Origin of the sequence: Enterococcus sp. DIV1314a (genome assembly GCF_051713805.1) — a bacterium.
GTDB classification, from domain to species: Bacteria; Bacillota; Bacilli; order Lactobacillales; family Enterococcaceae; genus Enterococcus_I; species Enterococcus_I aquimarinus.
This window is the reverse complement of the sequence record NZ_JBIOQP010000001.1, coordinates 817,976-840,843: the sequence shown is the minus strand read 5'-3', so window position 1 is coordinate 840,843 and position 22,868 is coordinate 817,976. Positions and strand designations below refer to the sequence as shown.

Sequence of the window (22,868 nt, the reverse complement as noted above, 5' to 3'; positions counted from 1 at the left end):
TCTTTGGCGCTGCTTCACTAGGAAAGGATTGAAGACAATGCAACTCAAGAAACAATCTAAAATCGTCTTTATTGGCGATTCTGTTACGGATACTGGACGCGATTATCAAGCGTCTCCCGGTAGTTTTAATAGTTTAGGTGAAGGCTATGTGGCGGTAATTTCAGCGGCTTTAACTGCCCTGTATCCAGCACATGAAATCATGGTGATTAATCAAGGACTGAATGGTCATAAAGTGACGGATTTACAGGCGCGTTGGCAGTCTGATGTGCTCGCATTCGCACCTGATTATGTCTCGATTTTAATTGGCATTAATGATGTTTGGCGTTTCTTTGATCAATCGTTTCAACAACCGACTGATTTAGTGGATGAAGAATTGTTTACCCAAACCTATCAAGCGCTAATTGATCAAACGAAAGAGCAAGTAAAAGGGATTTATCTCCTGAGTCCTTTTATGTTCGAAAAAAGTCAAGAAGATCCGATGTTACAGAAATTAAAGAAATATCAAGCGATTGTAAAAAAACTCGCCGAGCAAAATCAATTGATTTATATTGATATTCAGCAAGCCATCGATGATTATTTAGCGATTCAATCAAGCTATATTTTATCCAGTGATCGGGTTCACCCGAATCGGAATGGCCATTTCTTAGTCGCAAACCAGTGGCTAGAGGCAGTGGGTTTTAAACAAGAGTAAAAAAAGGAGTGGTGACGATGGAAATACAAGAAGTCGATGCCCAAATGTTGGGCCAATGTTTGGAGAAGATTTTTGATCAACAGACCTTAGAGGCGGGCTTACCAAAAGTAAAGGATCAAGTTATCGCGCTTGCAGCACTAGAAGGCGGTCAAATCATCGGAGGAATTGTCGCGAAACAAACGCATGAATCGATTTACGTTCAATTATTAGCCGTCGATGACAACTATCGTGGAAAACGAGTGGGGAGTCAATTGTTAGAAGCAATCGAAACCTATGCCCGACAACGCGCCATCATTCAGTTAACACTGACCACTAAAAGTTATCAAGCGCTGGGTTTTTATCAAAAAAAAGGGTTTGACATTTTTGGTGAATTAGCCGATATGCCTATGCGTGGTGTGACCAAATACTATTTAAACAAGCGATTACAGGCATGAATCGTGAGAGGGACTAGACTGTTTTTGATGAGAAAAGTTTTTATTTGACAATGCAACCGTTTTATTTTATAGTACTATCTATAGCGTGCAACTGTACACCTTTTGGGTATAGGCATTAGCTTACGAAGAAACCGTAAGCCGAAGTCTGTCTTGGAAAGGGAAAACAGTTGTTTTTTTATTGCCAATTTTTCGGGGAAACGTTAGAAAGGAGGAAAATATGAAAACATTCGAGGTATTAAAAGTGTTAAACCACAATGTTTTATTAGGAGTGAATCAGGGCAAAGAATATATATTAACAGGCAAAGGGATTGGGTTTCAGATGAAACCAGGATTGTTTGTTAACGAAGAGAAAATTAGTAATTTTCATCTTATTCAAGATTCACAAAAATTATCAGATTATGAAAAAATGGTGTTAGATACTCCAGGACAGATTTTACTAGCGACAGAAAAAGCGATTATTTTAGCAGAAGAACGATTACAGACGAAATTCGATCAAACGATTCATTTATCATTGCTCGATCATATTCGTTTTGCGGTTTATCGTTTAGAACATCAAATTGAAGTGCGCAGCTTTTTAACAGAAGAATACCATTTTATGTATGCTGAACTGTATGATATTGCGACTCAAATGGTGAAACAAATCAACGAGACAATCGGGGTGACGTTACCAGATTCAGAAGTCGGTGCCATTATTTTACATTTACATGCAGCATTAAATAAAGAAAAAGTCTCGCAAACAGCGATTTATGCCAAAGTGATTGAATTTTCTTTAATCTTTTTACAAGAAAAATTAGGCGCACAAATTGCGAACAATCATTTAGCCAAAGCACGATTGATTACCCATTTGAAATTTGCGTTAAAGCGTTCGGAAAGTAAAAAGGAATTAGCCAATCCTTTGGCCGATGTCATCAAAAAACAGTATCCAGAAATTTTTCAAATCGCGGAGCAATTAGCGCAAGAAATTCAAGCGAATTTTTTCATCCCATTTTCCCAGTCGGAGATTAGTTACATTGCCCTGCATCTGTATCATTTACAAGGAGAGGAGAAAACAGAATGTTAGATCAAATTAAAGGCAAACTCGTGATTTCTTGCCAAGCATTACCCGGAGAACCACTCCATAGTCCCATGATTATGGGACGCATGGCATTAGCTGCTAAAAACGCGGGGGCAGCCGGCATTCGCGCACAAGGCGTAGAAGATATTATTGAAATTAAGCAGGTGACTGGTCTACCGGTGATCGGCATTATTAAACGAAACTATCCGGACAGTGAGGTCTTTATTACGGCGACCAAAAAAGAAGTCCAAGAATTACTAGCAACGGATTGCGAGATGATCGCTCTTGACGCGACAATTCGTCCGCGTCCAAATGGGGAGTTGTTACAAGATCTCTTAGATCAAATTCATGCTGCGAATCGTTTAGCAATGGCGGATTGTTCTACCGCAGAAGAAGCGAAAATCGCAGAAGAAATGGGTTTTGATTGTGTTTCGACGACGTTAGCCGGGTATACCAGTTATTCTACCCAAACGTCAGGACCTGATGTTGAATTAGTCAAACAGTTAGTCAAAGACTGTCAAATTCCAGTCATTGCGGAAGGAAAAATTCATACCCCAGAACAACTAAAAGAAATCATGGATTTAGGCGTGTATAGTGCGGTTGTCGGTGGTGCGATTACGCGACCACAAGAAATTGCCCAACGCTTTATTGCGAAATTAGAGGAGGAATAATCATGTTTCAACGATTACAAAAAATAGGAAAATCATTTATGTTACCCATCGCAATTTTACCTGCAGCGGGGCTTTTGCTAGGAATCGGGGGTGCGCTATCTAATCCGACCACGATTCAAGCGTATCCATTCTTAGATGTCGCTTTTTTACAAGGACTCTTTCAAGTCATGGCAGCAGCCGGCGAAGTTGTCTTTAGTAATCTTGCCTTGCTCCTTTCGATGGGGCTTGCGGCTGGCTTAGCTAAACGCGATAAAGCAACCGCAGTACTCGCTTCTGTTGTTGGTTTCTTAGTAATGAATGCGACGATTAAAGCGCTACTTGCCATTTTTAGTGCGGAAGATGCGCCATTAATTGACACAGGTGTCATTGGAGCGATTGTTATTGGGAGTGTAGCGGTCTATTTACACAATCGTTATTACAATATTCAATTACCTCAATTTTTAGGGTTCTTTGGAGGTTCGCGTTTTGTCCCAATCGTGACGTCATTTGCAGCGATTTTTGTAGGCGCACTCTTTTACTTAGTGTGGCCACCATTTCAACAAGTATTGGTGTCTTTAGGTGAAACGATTGCGAAAATGGGTCCTTTAGGTAGTTTCTTATATGGTTTCTTAATGCGTTTAAGTGGTGCTGCAGGGTTACACCATATGATTTATCCAATGTTTTGGTTTACGGAACTCGGTGGAGTTGAAACTGTAGCTGGCGAAACCGTCGTTGGGGCACAGAAAATCTTCTTTGCGCAATTAGCTGATCCAAATCATGTTGGACTCTTTACAGAAGGCACACGCTTTTTCTCTGGTCGTTTTGCAACGATGATGTTTGGTCTTCCAGGAGCAGCCTTAGCGATGTATCATGTTGTTCCTAAAGAACGAGCGAAGAAATACGCAGGTCTCTTTTTCGGTGTTGCGCTAACTTCTTTCATTACGGGAATTACAGAACCGCTAGAATTTATGTTCTTATTCGTGTCACCAATTTTATACGTCATTCATTCATTACTAGACGGCTTATCGTTCTTTATTGCGGACTTGTTGAATATCTCCATTGGGAATACGTTCTCTGGTGGTGCGATTGACTTTACGTTGTTTGGTATTTTACAAGGTCAAGAAAAAACGCATTGGATGTACGTGATTCCTGTAGGGATTGTCTTCTTTATCTTATATTATGTTATTTTTAGAGCGTTTATCGTGAAATTTAACGTGCCAACACCAGGACGCTTTGACGATGAAACGGAAGAAGAGAGTGCACCACAAGTAACGACAAAAGATTCATTGAAGGAAGAGTCTCTTCAAATCATTGAATTACTCGGTGGCGAAGACAATATTCAAGATGTTGACGCATGTATTACGCGTTTACGTGTGAGTGTGGCAGATGCATCAAAAGTCAATCGTGATGGGTTGAAAAAATTAGGCGCTGCTGATGTGTTAATGGTTGGTGGTGGCATCCAAGCGATTTTTGGAGCGAAAGCGATTATTTATAAAAATAGTATTATTGAGATCTTAAATATGGATGAATAAAGGAGGAAATGATCTTGTTTGGATTAAAAAGAAAAGAAACGTATGCTGCTTTTATGGCAGGAAAAGTATTGCCGCTAGAAATGGTGAAAGATCCCGTTTTTTCTAAAAAAATAATGGGCGATGGGTTTGCGATTGAACCGACGAATGGCGAAGTAGTCGCACCTTGTGATGGCGAAATCGTGACTGTTTTTCCAACCGGCCATGCCTACGGGTTAAGAGAAAAAAATGGTCGTGAGATTCTGATTCATTTGGGGATTGATACGGTTGAGCTAAAAGGAAAAGGGTTTAAACCTTTTGTGACAGAAGGACAAAAAGTCAAAGCCGGTGATCGTTTAGCTGAGATGGATTTAGAGTTAGTGAAAGAAGCGGGTAAATTCACAACGTCAATGCTACTCTTTACGACTGGTGAACAAGTGGAAGTCTTAAAAGAAAATCAAGTTGTTGAAATCAACGAAAAAGCGGTTATTCAGGTAAAATAATAATAGGTTCAATAAAGAAGAAGGGAGATCGATTCCCTTCTTTTTTATTAGACTCGTCATTTGAAGATTAACTAACGCCTCACAGATATTCATATGGTTAAGGGCTAACCGAGTTTATAAAGGGTTTTTATTTCATTTTTCTTAAAAGATGAGGTATAATTTAATTATTGGAGTACGGTAACCAAAGATTATATCGTTCTCCACTGCTTTATAGTTGTCAAAAGTCTTACAGGTATTCTTATTTTTATGGTATGAGTCGTTAAAAAGTAAAAACAAGGAGGAAGAAAGTATGACAGATGTAGCAGCACGCGAAGAAAAGGTAATCAGAGAAATTGAAAAGGAAATGGATAAACTGGATCAGACGTTAGCCAAAATGGATGAAACTGACAGTAAAATCAAGCATTTCATCGAGCAAGAAAAAGCCCTTCACGAAATCAGAACAATTATTCGTAAGGAGCACAAACTTGAAAAATTAGAAGAAAAAGATGCACAACACGAAATTGATGCTGTGGTGAATGAGTTAGAAAGAGAAGAGTCACTGATTAACGGGATCAATAAAGAAGTTGAAAAATTAGATAAAACATTAAGTAAAATTGACGGTGATGAAAACCGTGTGAAGAGCTATTTTGAACAGAAAAAAGCCCTACATGAAATTAGAGAAATTGTAAAAAAAGTCAATAAACTATAAGAAACATCGGAATCCAAAAGTCGCCTTGTTTAAATAAAGGGCGGCTTTTTACTTTTGTCTGGTCGAACCTATACACCGCTTAATGGATTTGCTATATTAGATAGAACGAAGGCAGAGGGGGCAAGTGAATGAAGGAGAAATATTATCAGTTGTTGAAAGAAAAGTTTGCGGAAAAAGAAGATGTTCTAACGGAAATCATTAATTTAGAAGCGATATTACGATTGCCAAAAGGAACCGAGCATTTTGTCAGTGACGTGCACGGCGAATATGAAGCATTCAATCATGTCTTACGCAATGGCTCAGGAAGTGTTAGAGGCAAAGTGGAAGAATGTTTTAAGCATGAGACACAGGTGGATATTACGGATTTATGTACCCTTATTTATTACCCAAAAGAAAAAATTATTTTAGAAAAAAGTCGGATTGGTGCGAAGGCGTCGCTACATCAGTGGTATTATGAAAAAATTCTACAACTCGTTCAAGTGACCGACTACGCAGGTAAAAAATATACGCGCTCTAAAATGCACAAAGCATTTCCGAAAGAATTTGCGTATATTATGGAAGAGTTATTAAATGGACTGGATACAAAAACCGATAAACAAGATTATTATACATCGATTGTCGAAAAAATTGTGGCGTTAAATCAAGCGCCTCGGCTCATTCAAGCATTGGCTGAAACCATTCAAAGACTCGTCGTCGATCATTTACATGTCGTAGGCGATATTTATGACAGAGGCCCCCAGCCTGATGCGATTATGGAACGCTTGATTGGCCTGCATTCGGTGGATATTCAGTGGGGCAACCATGATATTATTTGGTTAGCTGCGATGGGTGGTTCTTTACCCGCACTCGTCAATTTAATTCGCATCCAAGCGCGTTATGGCAACTTAGCCATTTTAGAAAAAAGTTATGGCATTCATTTACGTCCGTTAATTGAATACAGCCAACAATATTACACCGTGCAACCTCATTTTAATCCCGTGATGGATGAAGCCGACGAGGTCTCTTTACGGGAGCAAGAAATTTGCAATCAAGTCCAACAAGCCTGTGCCATTTTACAATTTAAATTAGAAGGTCAGTTAATTCATCGCCGACCAGAATTTCAAATGGCTCATCGACTCGTATTAGAAAAAATTGATTATAACGCGCAAACGATTGAACTGCACGGCCGCACGTATCCATTAGAACAATTCCAAGCACCTACGATTGATCCGTCATCCCCTTGCCAATTAACGAATGAAGAAACGTGCTTGTTGCACCAATTATTGACAAGTTATCAAGATTCCGAAAAATTGAAGCGGCATATGGATTTCTTATATGAAAAAGGACAAATGTATTTGTGCTATAACAATAATTTATTGCTACATGGGTGTGTCCCGTTACACGATAATGGCGATTTTAAGTCCTTACGCATCGATAATCACAGTTATGCAGGGAAAGCGTTACTCGATTTTTATCAAGAACAAGTCGAAAAATGCTACGCCAAGCCAAAAGTAACAGATGACTTTGCGACGGATTTAATGTGGTATTTATGGGCCGGTGAAAATTCTTCCTTATTCGGTAAAAAAGCGATGACCACTTTTGAACGCTATTATATCACCGATAAAAAAAGTCATATAGAAGAAAAAAATGCCTATTATTCTTTACGCAATGAGGAAAAAATTTGTGAAGAAATTTTAGTTTCTTTCGGCTTACCAAAGACTGGACATATTATTAACGGCCATACTCCAGTCAAAGAAAAACAAGGAGAAAGCCCGATGAAGGCGAATAAACGAATGTTGGTAATCGACGGTGGTTTTGCTAAAGCTTACCAAAAGAAAACAGGTATCGCAGGCTATACGCTACTCTCCAATAGTTATGGCATGTTACTGGCTGCTCATCAACCGTTTACGTCCATTGAAGATGCCGTCGAAAATGGGACGGATATCGTTTCTGTTTTACGAGTCGTCGAACAAGTTGATAGTCGCAAAAAAGTGGCTGAAACGAATATTGGGGAAAAACTCAAACAAGAGAGTGAAGATTTGTTATACTTGTATCAGAACTTTGATCGATTTTAATCGATGCTTTTCAAGTGTTAAAGGAGGCCATTCGTATTAATAAGCAACAATTACTCGCAGAAAAATTTGGTTACGCGGAGTTTCGCCCCGGACAAGAAACCATTATTGATAAAATATTAAACCATGAGAACGTGTTAGGGATCATGCCAACTGGTGGAGGGAAGTCGGTTTGTTATCAACTCCCTTCGTTAATGCTAGACGGCTTGACCTTAGTGATTTCTCCTTTGATCTCGTTAATGAAAGATCAAGTCGATCAGCTGAATGAGATGGGGATTCCCGCAACGTATATCAATAGTACGTTAACCCAAGAAGAAACAAATCAACGTTTCCGTCAAGTTGGACAAGGCGAGATCAAGCTGTTATATGTTGCGCCGGAGCGTTTAGCGAGTTTTGATTTTCAAGAAATGCTACGTTACGTTGATTTAAGTTTACTTGCCGTCGATGAGGCGCATTGTATTTCACAGTGGGGTCATGATTTTCGTCCTAGTTACTTAAAAGTGGCTGAAACGATTCAACAGTTTGACCAAAAACCACCGATTGTCGCCTTGACTGCCACCGCAACGCCTCAAGTAGCCCAAGATATTTGTCACCGACTCGGGATTCCAGCTGAGAATGAAGTCACAACAGGTTTTGCACGCGAAAATTTATCGTTTCAAGTTGCTAAAAATCAAAAAGACGTCTATCTCTTAGAATACTTACGCTTAAATAAAGACCAGTCAGGAATTATTTATGCAAGTACGCGTAAAGAAGTCGACCGGCTCTATCATTTACTACAACACCAACAGATAAAAGTCGGACGCTACCATGCAGGGCTCAGTGAAGCAGAGCGTTCAAGCAATCAAGAGGACTTTTTATTTGATCGTCTGCAAGTGATTGTCGCAACGAATGCGTTCGGGATGGGGATTAATAAAAGTAATGTGCGCTTTGTGATTCATGCCCAAATGCCTGGTAATATCGAATCGTATTACCAAGAAGCAGGCCGAGCCGGACGCGATGGTTTACCGAGTGAAGCCATCTTACTTTATGGCGCCCAAGATATTCAAATCCAACAATTTTTTATTGAACAATCGGAATCGGATATTACGTACCGCCAAAGCGAGCACGTCAAACTGCAAGAAATGAATCAATATGCCCATACTCAAATGTGTTTACAACGCTACATTTTACGTTATTTCGGTGAAAAAGATCCTCAAGATTGCGGACAATGTAGTAATTGTCTTGATGAACGGGAAGTCGTCGATATTACCGTTGAAACACAAAAAGTCTTGTCGTGTGTCAAACGGATGAATCAGCGTTTTGGAAAATCGTTAGTTGCCAAAGTTTTAATGGGCTCAAGCGATCAAAAAGTCAAACAATGGCGCTTTGAGCAATTGCCGACTTATGGCTTAATGAAAGGTTGGACCCAAAAAGATTTAGTAGGGCTAATCGATTATTTAACGGCTGAAGGGTATCTCACACCTTCAGAAGGCCAGTTTCCGACATTATCTATTTCAGAAAAAGGGATCCAAGTACTCTTAGGTCAAGCGACGGTTTCACGTAAGCAAAATATCGTCAAACAAATTGTAGCGGACGATGCTCTTTTTGAAAAATTACGGACGCTGCGTTTAGAAATCGCGCAGGAACAACAGTTACCACCGTATATCATTTTTTCTGATCAGACCTTAAAAGAATTAGCAGAAAAACAACCTCAAAGTACCTTAGAATTTCTTGAAATCAAAGGGGTTGGCCAAAATAAATTAGAGAAATATGGTGCAGCCTTTTTAGCATTATTAAAGCATGAAAAATAAACCAAAAAACTTCGAACCCTTTCAGATCAGGGTTCGAAGTTTTTTTTACTTCACAGAAAAGCTTTTTCGTTCAATCAATTTGGCACCGACTAAGACGGTTTTGGTGATGTCGCGCGGATAAATCAATTGATTGACTAACATATCAATCGCCGTTTGTGCCAATTCTTCCACATCAATCCGGAAAGTCGTTAATGGCGGCGAAACAAATTTCGCAATTTCGTTGTCATTAATACTAATCAGTTCTAGTCGATCGGGAATCACAATCCCTGCTTCATTGAAAGCTTGTAAGGCACCGACCGCAATCGTGTCTGAAGCAATAAAAATACATTCCGGTAACTGACCATCGAGGTTTTGAATCATTGATTTCGTTAATTCATAGCCTTGGTTGACGGTAAATTTGCCACCTGAAACAATATAGCGTTCATCGAGTGTGCCTTTTTTGGCTAAGTAGTGGCGAAAAGTAGTTTCGCGTGTATCTTCCTCATCGCAATCAAGGTCAGGATTGTGATAGGCTCCTCCAATAAATCCAATTTTTTGATAGCCTTTTTGCAAAAACAAGTCAATCGCATGACGGGTCATTTGATCGGTATCGGGTTTGACGGTATCAAATAGTTCAGGTTCTAAATTCATTTCTAAGAAGACACCGTTACTACAACGCGCCTTTAATTTTTTCGTTTCCTCACTTGAAAAAAACCCAACGCCGATAAAACCTGAAATCTGTTTAGGTAAGCTTTCAATGCCATCTTCGTATTTAAGGGTTACAATATCCAAATTATTTTCTTGCGCATATTTTTCGATGGATAAGCGTAATTGATGAAAGTACAAATCTTGCAGTTCTTCTTGATTTGTGATCCAAAAAAGCAACGCAATTTTCTCAATCGTTGTTTTGATTTTGGAACGGTCATAGCCTAACGAAAGCGCAGTATTAATAATCGTTTTTCTCGTTTCTTCGCCAACGGATAATGTACTATCACCTTTCAACAAGCGGGAGACGGTTGCTTGCGAAAACCCTGCTTCTTCTGCGATTTTTTTTATGGTCACCATAATATCACCTCGCAACTAGTATAGCGTATATATCGATTTTAGTAAATAAATTTACTTAAAATTATTTTTAGGGTAAAAAGCTTGGTATAAAGCGCTTAATAGCTATTTTTAACACTGATTCAGTTAAAAAAAATAATATTTTTGGTAAAAATCCTTTACAAATTAGATAAATTAATTTACTATATAGGTGTAGATAGCGTTTTCAATAAAAGGAGGAGCATTTATTATGAAAAAATTAGTTCAATGTTTATTTTTTAGTACGTTAGCATTTGGTTTGGCAGCATGTGGTCCCGGAGAAGCGGAAACAGGCACCCAAACAAGTAGCAAGAAAAATAATAATGAAGAGTATGATTTACTTGTCTGGGAAGATCAAGATAAGAAAGCGGGTATTGAAGAAGCCGTTAAGAAATTTGAAGAAGAAAACGACGTGAAAATTAAAGTCGTTGAAAAAGCACTGGCAGGTCAAATTGAAGACTTACGTTTAGACGGACCAGCAGGAACTGGGGCTGACGTGATTACGATCCCAGGAGACCAAATCGGAACAGCGGTAACAGAAGGATTATTAGCACCGTTAGATGTGAGCGATGCCGTAAAAGAATTGTACACACAATCTGCCATGCAATCACAAATCGTCGATGGTGTCGTTTATGGATTACCAAAAGCAGTGGAAACACAAATTTTATACTATAACAAAGCCTTAATCTCAGAAGAAGAATTACCAAAATCAACCGATGAATGGTTAGAGTATTCAAAAGGCGTTCTGACAAAAGATTCGTATGGGTTATTGGCATTATGGGATCAATTGTACTATGCCCAAGGGGTGATGAGTTCTTACGGTGGTTATGTTTTCGGACAAGATGCTGAAGGAAATTACCAAGCAGACGATATCGGCTTGGCGAGTCCTGGTGCGATTGAAGGAGCAGAATACATCCAAGAATTTTATAAATCTGGCGTTTTCCCAACCGGTATTATCGGCGAACAAGGAGTTAACGTATTAGATTCTTTATTTACAGAAGGCAAAGCAGCAGCAGTTATTTCTGGTCCGTGGAATCTTGCGCCTTACAAAGATGCGGGAATTGACTATGGTGTCACAGAATTACCTCTTTTAAGTAACGGCGAACACATGGGGTCATTTATCGGCGTGAAAAGCTATAATGTCAGCAGCTATTCTAAAAACACCGAACTTGCTCAACAATTTGTAGAATATATTGCGAATGCTGAAAATTCCGCTGTACGTTATGAGAAAACATTAGAAGTTCCAGCAGTGGCTTCTTTATCAGAAGATCCAATCATTCAAGAAAGCCCAAGTGCGTTAGCTGTTTCTGTTCAATCCCAGCATGCAGTGTTAACACCAGGAATTACTGCAATGAACTCTGTGTGGGAACCTGTTGATGCAGCATTACAAACGATCGCAACTGGTAAAGGCGTACCAAGTGAAGTCTTACCGCAAGCAGTCGACCAAATCAAAGCAGCAATTGTAGCAACCGGAAACTAAGCGGATAGGAATCAAGGAAAAGGCGGTGCTTTTGCCGTCTTTTTAAAATAAAAGGAGGGTGCTTTATGGAGAGCACGATTAAAAATGGCATCTCTCATGCCAAGAAGGCGGCATTGTTATCGATCATTCCCGGAATAGGTCAATTATATAATCGACAAAAGATTAAAGGTTGCTTATTTCTAGGTCTATCCATTTTATATGTATTTGTTTTTGCGGATTTATTCAATATGGGATTTTGGGGACTCTTTACCTTAGGGACCGAAGTACCCCGTGATAATTCGATTTTCTTACTGGCAGAAGGATTAGTAGCACTCATTATCCTGACTTTTGGGTTGTTTTTTTACTATCTTAATTTACGTGACGCGTATAAAAATGGCGAAATGATTGACCAACATCTACGAGTCAACTCAATTAAAGAAAGTTACCATGCATTACTTGCGGAAGGCTATCCGTATTTACTCAGTAGTCCGGCCTTTATTTTACTTGTCTTTTCAGTGATCTTTCCAATCTTATTCAGTATCGCGTTGGCCTTTACCAATTATGACTTATACCACTCTGCACCAGCGAATTTAGCCGATTGGGTTGGCTTAGAGACCTTCAAGCAAATCTTTACGGTCGATATTTGGCGGGCGACATTTATTAATGTATTTGGTTGGACTGTTGTTTGGACACTAGTCGCTTCAACGCTCCAAGTCAGTCTTGGGATTTTGTTGGCCGTTGTCGTTCATCAGAAAAAAATTCGTTTCAAAAAGTTTTTCCGTACGATGCTTGTGTTACCCTGGGCGGTTCCAGGTTTTGTCACGATCTTAATTTTTGGCGGGATGTTCAATGATAGTTTTGGAGCGATCAATAATTCAATCTTAAATTTCTTCCATATTGCGCCAATTCCTTGGATGACCGATGCCAATTGGACAAGACTTGCATTACTGATGATTCAAGCATGGCTTGGGTTTCCTTATATTTTTATTGTGACGACCGGTACGCTACAGTCGATTCCCGATGATTTATATGAAGCATCAACCATTGATGGCGCAACTGCCTTACAACAATTCAGAAAAATTACTTTACCATTATTACTCTATGCAATGGCACCGATTTTGATTACGCAATACACGTTTAACTTTAATAACTTTAATATTATTTACTTATTTAATGGTGGTGGACCGGCTGTGCCTGGCTCGACTGCCGGTGGAACGGATATTTTAGTATCGTGGATTTACAAATTAACGATGCAAAACAGTCAATACGCGCTCGCTGCGGCTCTGACGATTTTACTTTCAGTTTTCGTAATCGGGATTGCGCTGTGGCAATTTAGACGAACAAATGCCTTTAAGGAGGTCGCTTAAGATGCAGACGAAAATGAAAAGTATGAAGTCGCAAACACGGATGAAAATGACGTTCTCTTACTTATTACTCATCTTGATGGTGATCGTCATCGTCTATCCGTTACTATGGACGATTGGGGCTAGTTTTAATCCCGGTAATAGTTTAGTGAGTACGAGTTTAATTCCGGCGAATCCAACATTGTCGCATTATCGCCGATTATTTGCCAATGAAGGCAATTTATTTTACGGCCAGTGGTATTGGAATTCTCTCAAAATTAGTTTCTTTACCATGGTACTATCATTAATTTTTGTTTCAATGACGGCCTACTCCTTCTCACGTTTTCGTTTTAAAGGGCGAAAAAATGGCTTAGTCCTATTTTTACTGTTGCAAATGATTCCACAATTTTCAGCGTTGATTGCGATTTTTGTGCTCGCACAAATGTTAGGTTTAATTAACAGTCACGCACTCTTAATTTTAATTTACGTGGGCGGTCAAATCCCGATGAATACCTACTTACTGAAAGGGTACTTCGATTCCATTCCACTCGACTTAGATGAAAGTGCGAAAATTGATGGAGCCAGCAACACCCGTATTTTCTTACAAATTATATTACCACTCTCTAGACCGATGTTAGCGGTCGTTGCGATGAATGGCTTTACTGGACCACTAGGTGACTTTGCGCTATCTTCCATATTACTACGGAATCCAGAGTATTACACGTTACCTATCGGCTTATACAAATTAGTCACTGATAAAATGGGCGCAAGTTATACAACTTTTGCGGCGGGTGCGATTTTAATTAGTATTCCGATAGCGCTTGTTTTCTTAGCGTTACAAAAACATTTTGTGTCCGGTTTAACGGCGGGTGGAACGAAAGGATAAGATAAAAATGACACGTTACAATTCAGAAAATCGTTTATTACATGGAGGGGATTACAATCCCGATCAATGGTTAGACTACCCTGAAATTTTAGCAAAAGATCTGGAGTTGATGCAAAAGTCTAAATCCAATACCTTTTCGATTGGAATGTTTGCTTGGAGTCAATTAGAACCAACAGAAGGCGACTATCACTTTGAATGGTTGGATAAAATCATGGATGACATCTATGAAATGGGTGGCAATGTGATTTTAGCGACGCCAAGTGGAGCCCGTCCTGCCTGGTTGTCTAAAAAATATCCAGAAGTCTTACGGACGAATGAACGACGGGAAAAAATGTTGCAAGGCGGCCGTCACAATCATTGTTTTTCTTCGCCTGTTTTCCGTGAGAAAATCGGTATCATGAATCGAAAACTAGTGGAACGTTATGGCAATCATCCGGCACTGTACATGTGGCATATTTCGAATGAGTATTCAGGTGAGTGTCACTGCGAATATTGTCAAGAAAACTTCCGTCAATGGTTACAAAAGAAATACCCAACCTTAAAAGACTTAAATGATGCTTGGTGGGGACCATTTTGGAGTCATGCCTACTCTGATTGGTCAGAGATTGAATCGCCTTCTAGTATTGGGGAAACGATGGTTCATGGACATAATTTAGATTGGCGTCGTTTTGTGACGGATCAAACCATTGATTTTTACGAGCATGAAATTAAAGATATTCGCCAATTGACACCGGAAATTCCAATTACCACCAATTTTATGGCAGATACGCATGATCTAATTCCCTTTCAAAGTTTAGACTACGGAAAATTTGCCAAACACGTCGATGTGATTAGTTGGGACTGTTATCCTGCGTGGCATAACGATTGGGAAACAACGGCGGATTTAGCGAGTAAAGTGGGATTCATTAATGATCAATATCGTAGTATCAAACAACAACCATTCTTAATCATGGAATCTACGCCAAGTGGGGTCAATTGGCATGAAGTCAATAAAGTGAAACGACCCGGCATGCATTTATTATCTTCCATGCAATTTATCGCGCATGGTTCAGATAGTAATTTATATTTCCAATGGCGTAAATCACGTGGTTCTTCTGAGAAGTTCCATGGGGCCGTCGTCGATCATGATAATAGTGAAGATAACCGTGTATTTAAAGAAGTTACGCGGGTGGGTGAGGCACTCGAAAATATCAAAGCAGTAAAAGGTAGTTATAAAAAAGCCAAAGTCGCGATTATTTATGATTGGGAAAACAATTGGGCGCTCAATGATGCACAGGGCTTTTCGAATGCATCCAAACGTTATCCGCAAACGTTACAAGAACATTATCGCTATTTCTGGAATCATGATATTGCGGTAGAAGTGATTACGTCAGAGGCTGATTTTTCGAAGTATGAGTTAATCATTGGACCCATGATGTATTTAATGACAGAAGACGTGATGAAACGCTTAAGTACGTATGTCCAACAAGGGGGAACTTTTGTTTCAACTTATATCACAGGTTACGTCAACGAAAATGATCTGACTTATTTAGGTGGTTGGCCGCAACCGTTACGCGAGCTGTTTGGGATTAAGGTAACAGAAACCGATACGCTTTATCCGAAAGATCGCAATGCGGTCCACTATGCTGATCAGTCTTTTGAAGCAAAAGACTATTGTAGCCTTTTTGAACTTGAAGGCGCAGAAGTACTCGGAACGTATACCGAAGATTTTTATGCGGGTGCTCCAGCGATTACGCGTAATCAATACGGACAAGGGGCAGCGTACTTTATTGGCGCACGGACGAATCTCGACTTCTTAGAGCATTTTTACGGCGAACTAGCAAAAACCAAAGACTTAGAAAATGCGTGGGTCATCAAAGGGGATCCAGACGTATCGGTTCAGTCGCGTGATTTTGAGGATCAATCCTATCGTTTCGTCATGAATTTCTCAGAAGAAACGAAAGAAATTCAAGTCGCAACAGCAGGTATGGATTTAATAACGCATACGGCTCATCCAACGACATTGACGTTAGCGCCTTATGAAGTCTTGCTCTTAGCAGAAAACTAAAAAAGTGGATCTCCAATTTTTGGGGATCCACTTTTTTAGGATGTCACGCTTTAGCAGACAGGGCGTAATTCACCGGTACTTGGATTAATGACAAAGCCACGGACTTCCACATCTTTAGCAATTAGCGGATGGTTGACGACGGATGCCACCGTTTTAGCCACTGATTCTTCGACATTGGCAAAACCTTCCAACCAACGAGCAGTGTCAAAATCATCGCTGTCAAAGGTTTCAAAGGCTTCTTTGGTAATGCCGCGTTCTTTCATCGTTTCAATTAAAGGAGAATTATCGACATTACTCATCCCACAGTGATCGTGACCGATAATCATCACTTGGGTAATATCAAAGGCATAGATCGAAACAACGAGACTACGAATCGTAGAACCCACGGGACTGGTGATCATCCCACCCGCATTTTTGATGATTTTCGCATCACCATTTTTAATGCCGAGCGCGGCGGGTAGTAGTTCTGTCAAGCGACTATCCATACAAGTTAAGATCGCTAATTTTTTATTAGGATTACTATCCGTTTGGTAAGGGATATATTCTTTATTTGCCACGAAGGCCTCATTGTGTTTTAGAATCTCGTCAAAAACGTGTGTCATATTCATTTCTCCTCGTCTGCAATATTTAGAAGTAACTTTTAATTAAAGAGTCTCTCTTTATCGAAAGTCTGGCTGCTTCTTGTTTAACATTATAATAATAACAATCACCAAAAGTAAAATGATTAAGACTAAGCCAAGGAGAGTTTGTGTTGGAATGTTCGGTTGTAGGATTCCGGCTAAAAACGCACCAGAGACGGCGACGACCCAAATCACTAAATCAAGGAGCGGAGCACTCCATGGTTTGTTTTTTTGCATGGCTTGAGAAATATCCGTCCCGAGCGAATGTAAGACGCCTGAAAAAAAAGTCCGACCAATGATTTTATCGTCGACTCGAATATGCATCGTATTTTGCAGTCCCATTGCGACCGTTAAAGGTAGATAAGACCATTCATCTTTGATATCCAGAAAAATCATCATAAAACTGATGAAAATCAAGAACGTTTCAGTTGTTAGTATGGCTAAAAGGACTTCTCCTGGAAAACGACTTTTGACCACATCGCCTAAAAAAGCCCCAAATACGAAACTGGCGATTAAAAAGATATAAGGAAGTGCTTGAATAAACTCGCCTTCTGCTAAATAAAAAGCCAAGCGAGTGGAGTTGCCGCTCATAAACGAGAGGAACATTTTACCGATACCAAATAATCCTAAAATATCGATAAACCCTGATAAGGCGCTGAGAAATAAGGCTAAAATAATTTTATGTTGACGATTCATTCGATTTTCGATGGTAAAACGCTCCTTTAATCCGAGAAATTCAATAGCTTCTTCTATCATAAATTGTTTCACGTGAAAATCATAGTGTTTCATGAATATTTTAGTTGTAAGTAGCTTAAATATGAGATTGTTGTAAATTATTTGATACACAGAGCCCTCTTTTACAAAAAAGAACGCTAGTGTCGTCACACTACCGTTCTTTTTGATATTCTTCTAATAGTTTTAACGCCAGTTGTAAACTTAAAATGACGCGTGGATCATCAAGGGAATAACCTAGGAGGCCTTCTATTTTTTCAATCCGATAGCGCAGCGTATTTCGGTGAATGAACAAGTCTCTCGAGGCTGTAGCCAAATTAAGTTGGTGGTTTAAATAGACGCTTAGGGTTTCAAGTAAGTAGGCATGACTTCCCGATTCCCAAGTTAAAAGCGGTGATAAATAGTGCTCGATAAAACCTTCTGCAGCTTCAGCTTGAATATGTTGACGTAAAAATAACTCGAAATAAAAATCTCTCGCAAAATAAATCTGACTTTTCTGTGTTTCTTGATAGGCTAAAATTTGTTTCGCTTCTCGATAACTTTCTTTAATATTCTCGATTGCTTGTTTGGTTCCGATATAGAAATTCATAAATGAGTCTTTCGGTAAATCTGCGAGTAAGTATTGGTGAAAGGCTTCAAAAAATTCTACTTCTAATAGATGTTCATTTGGTCGATTCGCTTGTTTTCGGCCGACGAGACCAATAATGGCTTGACCTTGTTTAAATAGATGAATCACTGGAAACAGGGGATGTTGAAAGAACGTAGCTGCCGCAAAAGTTTTTCGAATCATCCGTTCTTCTTCGTATTTTTGTTGCACAAGACTTTGCTCTTTATGGTTGGCAATCTGAAAATCAATGATAAAAACAGTATAAGGAATATCATAATCAAATTCAATATTAAAGGTATTGAGCTCTTCAATCGAATGAGTACCAAAAAGAAGTTCTCGATAAAAATCACGTAAGACTTTATTTTGGATCCGTTCTTTTTCATTTTGATGAACGATTTCTAAGGCAATCGTAATCGATGCCTGTTCAAGTGCGAGATAGTCTTGGCGTGTTAAAGCTTTGTTTTTTTGAAAGACAATCATATACCCATACGTAATGTCATTAAAAAAAACGGGGAGAATCGTACCACTTGTTTGGTCATTTAGTAAAAAATTGGAAGGGTGCTTAGAATGATGGAAGTTTTCCGGTAAATGCTTAAATGATTCTTTATCAAATATTTGGTGATGCTGTTGCTGCTTTAAGTAGGGCGTGAATACTGCATCAATCGTTTTGGTTAACACGCTCCAATCGCCATTCGTAATTAAAATCGGATTCCCTAACAAACGTTCTAATTTTCCCTTTAATTCCTCGATTCCTTTTCCTTGTAACCCATATTCAAGTAATTCAGAGTTTAAGTCTAAGGCCATTTGATTGGCCTCATTGACTTCATTTGAAAGTAAATTCATCACCGTATTCAAAATTTTGGAAAAAGCCACCCCGTATGGAATTTCAATTAGAGGAATCCCGCGTTGATTACATTCCTCGAGCAATGCACTGGGTAAGGGGGTTAAATAAATTTGTGGTTTAATACAAATGGCTGCGATATTTAAGCGGTCAAAGTGGGCTAAAAAATTCGCCATCGCACTGGGTGTTTCTTTAAAAAAATAGCCGGAAGTCAAAATTAATTCTCCAGGAGTCAACCAATCAGTCGCATTGGGATTGTCTAAAATATTTATCCCTGTAATTTGATTGATCAGCCCGTTTTCACCCGCGAGTAATTTAAATTCTTTCGTAAAAGGTAATTGTAAAAAAGTGGTCACGTCCATGATAAACCTCCATGATTAGTTATTGGTTAAAGTGTCCCAAAATATGAATCGCTTTTTAAGTATATCATCCATAGTAATAGGGTTGCAAAAAACGTATACTAAGAGAGTAGTTGAGAGTTAAAAAAAAGAGTAACAATCATGACAAGCAATGACCCTATAGTTTTTTTCGTCCAACAATCGTATTAAGATTTTTAAATAAAATCTATATAGGAGTGTTTTGTCGCGTCTTTGAGCAGACCACTAATCTTGTGCTAAAGAAACAATTTTCTTGATGATTAACAATCGGAGATATGCAGGTATTGGTGTAATCAGCGCGAGAATACCTTATCCATCACATAAGGTATTTACAACGGAAATTATCGCTTTTAGTAAAAAATATAAGTAAGGTGTGACATGATGCATAAAACAGAAACGATTTTTGACATACTCAATCAGAAATCACAAAAAGCGATTTTAACACAACTTGCTGCCGTGAAGGAGTGGGATTTAGACCTTGTGAACGAACAAGGTCAATCCCCGTTACACGTAGCGGTTATGAAGAATCAGCGTGCGGTTGTAGCGTGTTTGTTAGGGAAAGGCTATTCTCCAAGTCAACGAGATCAAACACAATTGTCGCCTTTTATTGCCGCTGCAGCCAATGGTTTTGACGGGGTTTTTGAACTTATTCTTTCATTTTCACCAGATCTCAAACAAGTCAATCGATTCGGTGGGACCACTTTGCATCCGTCAGCTGAAAAAGGCTTTATCTCTGTCGTACAAAAAGCATTAGCCGCTGGTGTCCCAGCAGACGAAAAAAATCGCTTGAGCTGGACGCCTCTTTTAGAAGCAGTTATTTTAGGAAATGAAGGCTTTTTGTATCGTGATATGGTCTTGGAACTCGTCCAAGCAAGCGCAAATCCTCAGGTAACCGATGATTATGGTCTCGATTCGATTGCATATGCCAAACAATTAAACCATACGACCATCGAACAACTCTTGCGCCATCCATTGTTGGAAGATGAATTCACGGCGATTCGGCAGTCGTTACGACAAGGGAAAAATAACGAGGCCCTTGCGCAATTAAGTCAGTTACCAAGTAATTTAGAAACCACGTATTATTTAGGACGCACGTATGAACAACTAGGCGATGAAGAAAGTGCGACATACTATTACGAAAAAGGCTTCGAGACGTCAGCAGAATTTGCCTATTACTTAGCGAACCTCGCCAAAAAACAAGGCGACCATGCAAAAGCACAGTCTTATTTTGAACAAGGGATCCAGTCGAAAGATACGACATTCTACTTATATCACTATTCGAATTACTTACGTGAAGTAGGGAAACACGAAGAGGCTATCCAAGTGATGGATCGTTTATTAGAAAAAAATCCGGAACGGGTTGATTATATGTTCCATAAAGCAAATAGTTTGCGAAGCATCGCGCAACATCAAGCAGCGTATGCCGTCATGGAAGAGGCGCATCGCATTCAACCAAATAATTCACTTTATACAGAACACATGGCACAATCCAAGCGATTATTGGAAAAAATGTAGGGATAAGAAAGTAAAAAGTAAGAGATCCGACAATAATTATCTACTCACGAACACTAGAGATTGTTTTCTCTCTGTTTTCTGAGGAACTCCGTCCGAAAACGGTGTAAAATGCGACTGATGGATCGGTAAATTTTGGCTCTTTAACAACTAGGGTTTGTACCATCTTAAACGAATTTTTAGAATTGCGTCACGAGGAGACTGACTCATAAGTAGTTTTATTAGTCGAAAATGACAGTTTATAAAAATAGGAAACGCATCAAATCAACATTCTTGAGAATGGATTTGATGCGCTTTTCTTTATTTTTGGACTTATGAGTCAGCCTCTTTTTTTATGTGTCTTTTTATTGTTCATTTTTTGTATGTTTGATTTCTTTTTCTTTTCGAAGTATTTACCACGATTGATAAAAATTCTGATTTTGCAGTGAATGAAGTTTCTAAAGCCATAAGTCGTTCGTTTTAATACTTTAATATGGTAGTTTGTCGTGCCTCAACAGGGCCATTTAAGTAAGGAAGTTGGAAGGTAAGGAGGATTTCCTTTACTAACGCATTGATTGTTTTCCATACTATATTTGATACAACAATCAGGCGTGTAAGAAAGCGTGGTATGGAAAACATGACACGTTTCTTCTTTAATAAATTCCTTGGTATAAAGATTTTTTTCTTTTTCGCCTTGAAAAATGATAGTAAAGTCTAGAATATCTAGCATGGTTCTGATAAAATGAAGTTCGAGCATCTTGAGTTCCCCCTTGGATTTGTTTTAGACGACTTAATTCTAGGGGATTCAAGATGTTTTTTCAATACACACAAATAATGCGGGTAAATTTCTACCAACACTAGAAAGTATCGAATCGAAATTTACAACTCTTTAGATAGGTTTTGTCCATAATATTTTATATAACGGTGGCTGACTTTTTTGCTCTAGAGTTAAACTCGAAACAAGTGTTGGTGGGCATGATAATATCAACCATTATGAATTCTCTTTTATGTCATTAAAGAGATCGATTCCGCAAAATATGGGATTTACGATAGTTTGGCGCTCTTTTTTTTAGACAAAAAGGGTCCATAATAAAAAAGGGACTATAAACTTACGCGAAATAGATTCGTCTAAAAAAGTCGATGTGGAGTGTGTTTATAATCCATTAGCAGTAATTGTCTTCATCATAAGATTATTACTTCCAATGGTAGACGTGTTTTTTCTAGGAATCGTATTTTTAAATAATATTGCGTTCGTCTCAGCATCAATCAGTGTATTTGTTTTATATATCATTATAATTTTGGCGAAACAGCAACAAGAATAGTGAAGTGTTTGGTATTGTGTAATCACATGAATAACTATTTTGACTGGGCTGCTAAAGCGATAGTAACAGAAGAGAAACGTCAAGCTGTCGGTTTATTGGGGACAGCGCTTGTTCGTCATAACGAAGTGATTGTAGCGATGAATCACACGAGGATGTGACGCGGGGATACCGATTCGTCTGCACATGCGGAAATGGTCGTTGTCCGTGAAGCGTGTAAAAAATTAGGGACCATGGATTTATCCGATTGTGAAGTGTATGCAACGTGTGAACCTTGTCCGATGTGTGTCGGTGTGATGATGTGGGCGAATATTAAAAAAGTCTACTATAGTAGTACACGCGCTGACGCTGCGGCCCATGGATTTTCGGATATGCACTTACGTGACTATTTAGCTGGAACGGATCAAAATGCTTTTGCAATGGAAGCAATCGGTCCAAGAGAAGATTGCGATCAGTTATGGGAAGTCTTTGAAGCGCTAAACCCAGAAGCTTAATCCATCACAACAAATAAAAAGCAAATGTCTACCCAAACAGGGAGAGATTTGCTTTTTTTTAGCATGTAAAAGTGGTGGACGAATAGCGGACTCCCTATCTAAAGAGACAACAAAAGTTCTGTTAGAAGGCTAATTTTTGACGACTTCTCCCGCCATACGGTAAAATGAGTTATCACATGGTGAACCGACAAGAAAGGTGTTCACCGCAAAAAAGTCATTACTGG

At 39.0% G+C, this 22,868-nt stretch carries 19 protein-coding genes and 1 pseudogene; 16 read left to right on the top strand and 4 right to left on the bottom strand.

The window, feature by feature from the left end; all coding sequences use genetic code 11:
* Positions 1–37: 37 nt before the first annotated feature.
* The 9 genes from IGI68_RS04050 to recQ all read left to right on the top strand — a co-directional run bounded on the left by IGI68_RS04050 (position 38) and on the right by recQ (position 9,369).
* Positions 38–691, top strand: a complete 654-nt coding sequence (locus IGI68_RS04050) for an SGNH/GDSL hydrolase family protein (protein ID WP_071874113.1) — start codon at positions 38–40, stop codon at positions 689–691.
* Between the two features lie 17 nt (positions 692–708).
* Positions 709–1,125 carry a GNAT family N-acetyltransferase gene (locus IGI68_RS04045; protein WP_071874112.1) on the top strand — a complete coding sequence of 139 codons (417 nt, stop codon included), beginning with the start codon at positions 709–711 and terminating at the stop codon, positions 1,123–1,125.
* Between the two features lie 217 nt (positions 1,126–1,342).
* Positions 1,343–2,185: a PRD domain-containing protein gene (locus tag IGI68_RS04040; protein ID WP_071874111.1), complete on the top strand. Its 843-nt coding sequence runs from the start codon at positions 1,343–1,345 to the stop codon at positions 2,183–2,185.
* Entirely contained in the window at positions 2,179–2,850 is a 672-nt protein-coding gene (locus tag IGI68_RS04035) for an N-acetylmannosamine-6-phosphate 2-epimerase (protein WP_071874110.1), read from the top strand. Before IGI68_RS04040 ends, IGI68_RS04035 begins: the two co-directional genes overlap by 7 nt.
* Positions 2,851–2,852: 2 nt before the next feature.
* Positions 2,853–4,361: a PTS transporter subunit EIIC gene (locus tag IGI68_RS04030; protein WP_438730749.1), complete on the top strand. Its 1,509-nt coding sequence runs from the start codon at positions 2,853–2,855 to the stop codon at positions 4,359–4,361.
* A 14-nt stretch (positions 4,362–4,375) separates the two neighbouring features.
* Complete coding sequence (locus IGI68_RS04025) at positions 4,376–4,840, top strand: PTS sugar transporter subunit IIA (RefSeq protein ID WP_438730746.1); 465 nt, start codon at positions 4,376–4,378, stop codon at positions 4,838–4,840.
* Positions 4,841–5,129: 289 nt separating this feature from the next.
* Complete coding sequence (locus tag IGI68_RS04020; protein ID WP_438730743.1) at positions 5,130–5,528, top strand: hypothetical protein; 399 nt, start codon at positions 5,130–5,132, stop codon at positions 5,526–5,528.
* Between the two features lie 128 nt (positions 5,529–5,656).
* A complete protein-coding gene (locus IGI68_RS04015) occupies positions 5,657–7,582 on the top strand; it encodes a fructose-1,6-bisphosphatase (RefSeq protein ID WP_273230638.1) in 1,926 nt (641 codons plus the stop codon).
* A 14-nt stretch (positions 7,583–7,596) separates the two neighbouring features.
* Positions 7,597–9,369, top strand: a complete 1,773-nt coding sequence (gene recQ, locus IGI68_RS04010) for a DNA helicase RecQ (protein WP_245785359.1) — start codon at positions 7,597–7,599, stop codon at positions 9,367–9,369.
* 45 nt (positions 9,370–9,414) lie between these two features.
* Here recQ and IGI68_RS04005 read toward each other — a convergent pair whose 3' ends face one another.
* Positions 9,415–10,413: a LacI family DNA-binding transcriptional regulator gene (locus IGI68_RS04005; protein ID WP_438730740.1), complete on the bottom strand. Its 999-nt coding sequence runs from the start codon at positions 10,411–10,413 to the stop codon at positions 9,415–9,417.
* A gap of 226 nt (positions 10,414–10,639) precedes the next feature.
* On the opposite strand from IGI68_RS04005, the gene IGI68_RS04000 reads away from it, so the two are divergent.
* The 4 genes from IGI68_RS04000 to IGI68_RS03985 all read left to right on the top strand — a co-directional run bounded on the left by IGI68_RS04000 (position 10,640) and on the right by IGI68_RS03985 (position 16,163).
* Positions 10,640–11,908 carry an extracellular solute-binding protein gene (locus IGI68_RS04000; RefSeq protein WP_438730737.1) on the top strand — a complete coding sequence of 423 codons (1,269 nt, stop codon included), beginning with the start codon at positions 10,640–10,642 and terminating at the stop codon, positions 11,906–11,908.
* Positions 11,909–11,973: 65 nt separating this feature from the next.
* Positions 11,974–13,254 carry an ABC transporter permease subunit gene (locus tag IGI68_RS03995; RefSeq protein WP_273230644.1) on the top strand — a complete coding sequence of 427 codons (1,281 nt, stop codon included), beginning with the start codon at positions 11,974–11,976 and terminating at the stop codon, positions 13,252–13,254.
* Between the two features lies 1 nt (position 13,255).
* Complete coding sequence (locus IGI68_RS03990) at positions 13,256–14,116, top strand: sugar ABC transporter permease (RefSeq protein ID WP_438730734.1); 861 nt, start codon at positions 13,256–13,258, stop codon at positions 14,114–14,116.
* A gap of 7 nt (positions 14,117–14,123) precedes the next feature.
* The gene (locus tag IGI68_RS03985) at positions 14,124–16,163 is read left to right on the top strand and encodes a beta-galactosidase (RefSeq protein WP_438730731.1); all 2,040 of its coding nucleotides are present in this window, start codon (positions 14,124–14,126) and stop codon (positions 16,161–16,163) included.
* Positions 16,164–16,213: 50 nt separating this feature from the next.
* Here the strand turns inward: IGI68_RS03985 and IGI68_RS03980 are convergent, their stop codons facing one another.
* From IGI68_RS03980 to IGI68_RS03970, 3 genes are all read right to left on the bottom strand, one after another.
* On the bottom strand, positions 16,214–16,765 hold the full coding sequence (locus IGI68_RS03980; protein WP_438730728.1) for a beta-class carbonic anhydrase: 552 nt from the start codon (positions 16,763–16,765) through the stop codon (positions 16,214–16,216).
* 57 nt (positions 16,766–16,822) lie between these two features.
* Positions 16,823–17,539: a YoaK family protein gene (locus IGI68_RS03975; RefSeq protein ID WP_438730725.1), complete on the bottom strand. Its 717-nt coding sequence runs from the start codon at positions 17,537–17,539 to the stop codon at positions 16,823–16,825.
* Positions 17,540–17,669: 130 nt separating this feature from the next.
* Positions 17,670–19,325, bottom strand: coding sequence for a PucR family transcriptional regulator ligand-binding domain-containing protein (locus IGI68_RS03970; RefSeq protein WP_438730722.1), 1,656 nt, complete (start codon positions 19,323–19,325; stop codon positions 17,670–17,672).
* Between the two features lie 396 nt (positions 19,326–19,721).
* Between IGI68_RS03970 and IGI68_RS03965 the strand changes: the two genes are divergently transcribed.
* From IGI68_RS03965 to IGI68_RS03955, 3 genes and pseudogenes are all read left to right on the top strand, one after another.
* Positions 19,722–20,855: an ankyrin repeat domain-containing protein gene (locus tag IGI68_RS03965; RefSeq protein ID WP_438730719.1), complete on the top strand. Its 1,134-nt coding sequence runs from the start codon at positions 19,722–19,724 to the stop codon at positions 20,853–20,855.
* A gap of 1,324 nt (positions 20,856–22,179) precedes the next feature.
* Positions 22,180–22,311, top strand: a complete 132-nt coding sequence (locus tag IGI68_RS03960) for a hypothetical protein (protein WP_273229879.1) — start codon at positions 22,180–22,182, stop codon at positions 22,309–22,311.
* Between the two features lie 18 nt (positions 22,312–22,329).
* Positions 22,330–22,644: pseudogene (locus IGI68_RS03955) on the top strand (nucleoside deaminase); the annotation flags it as partial.
* Positions 22,645–22,868: the final 224 nt, after the last annotated feature.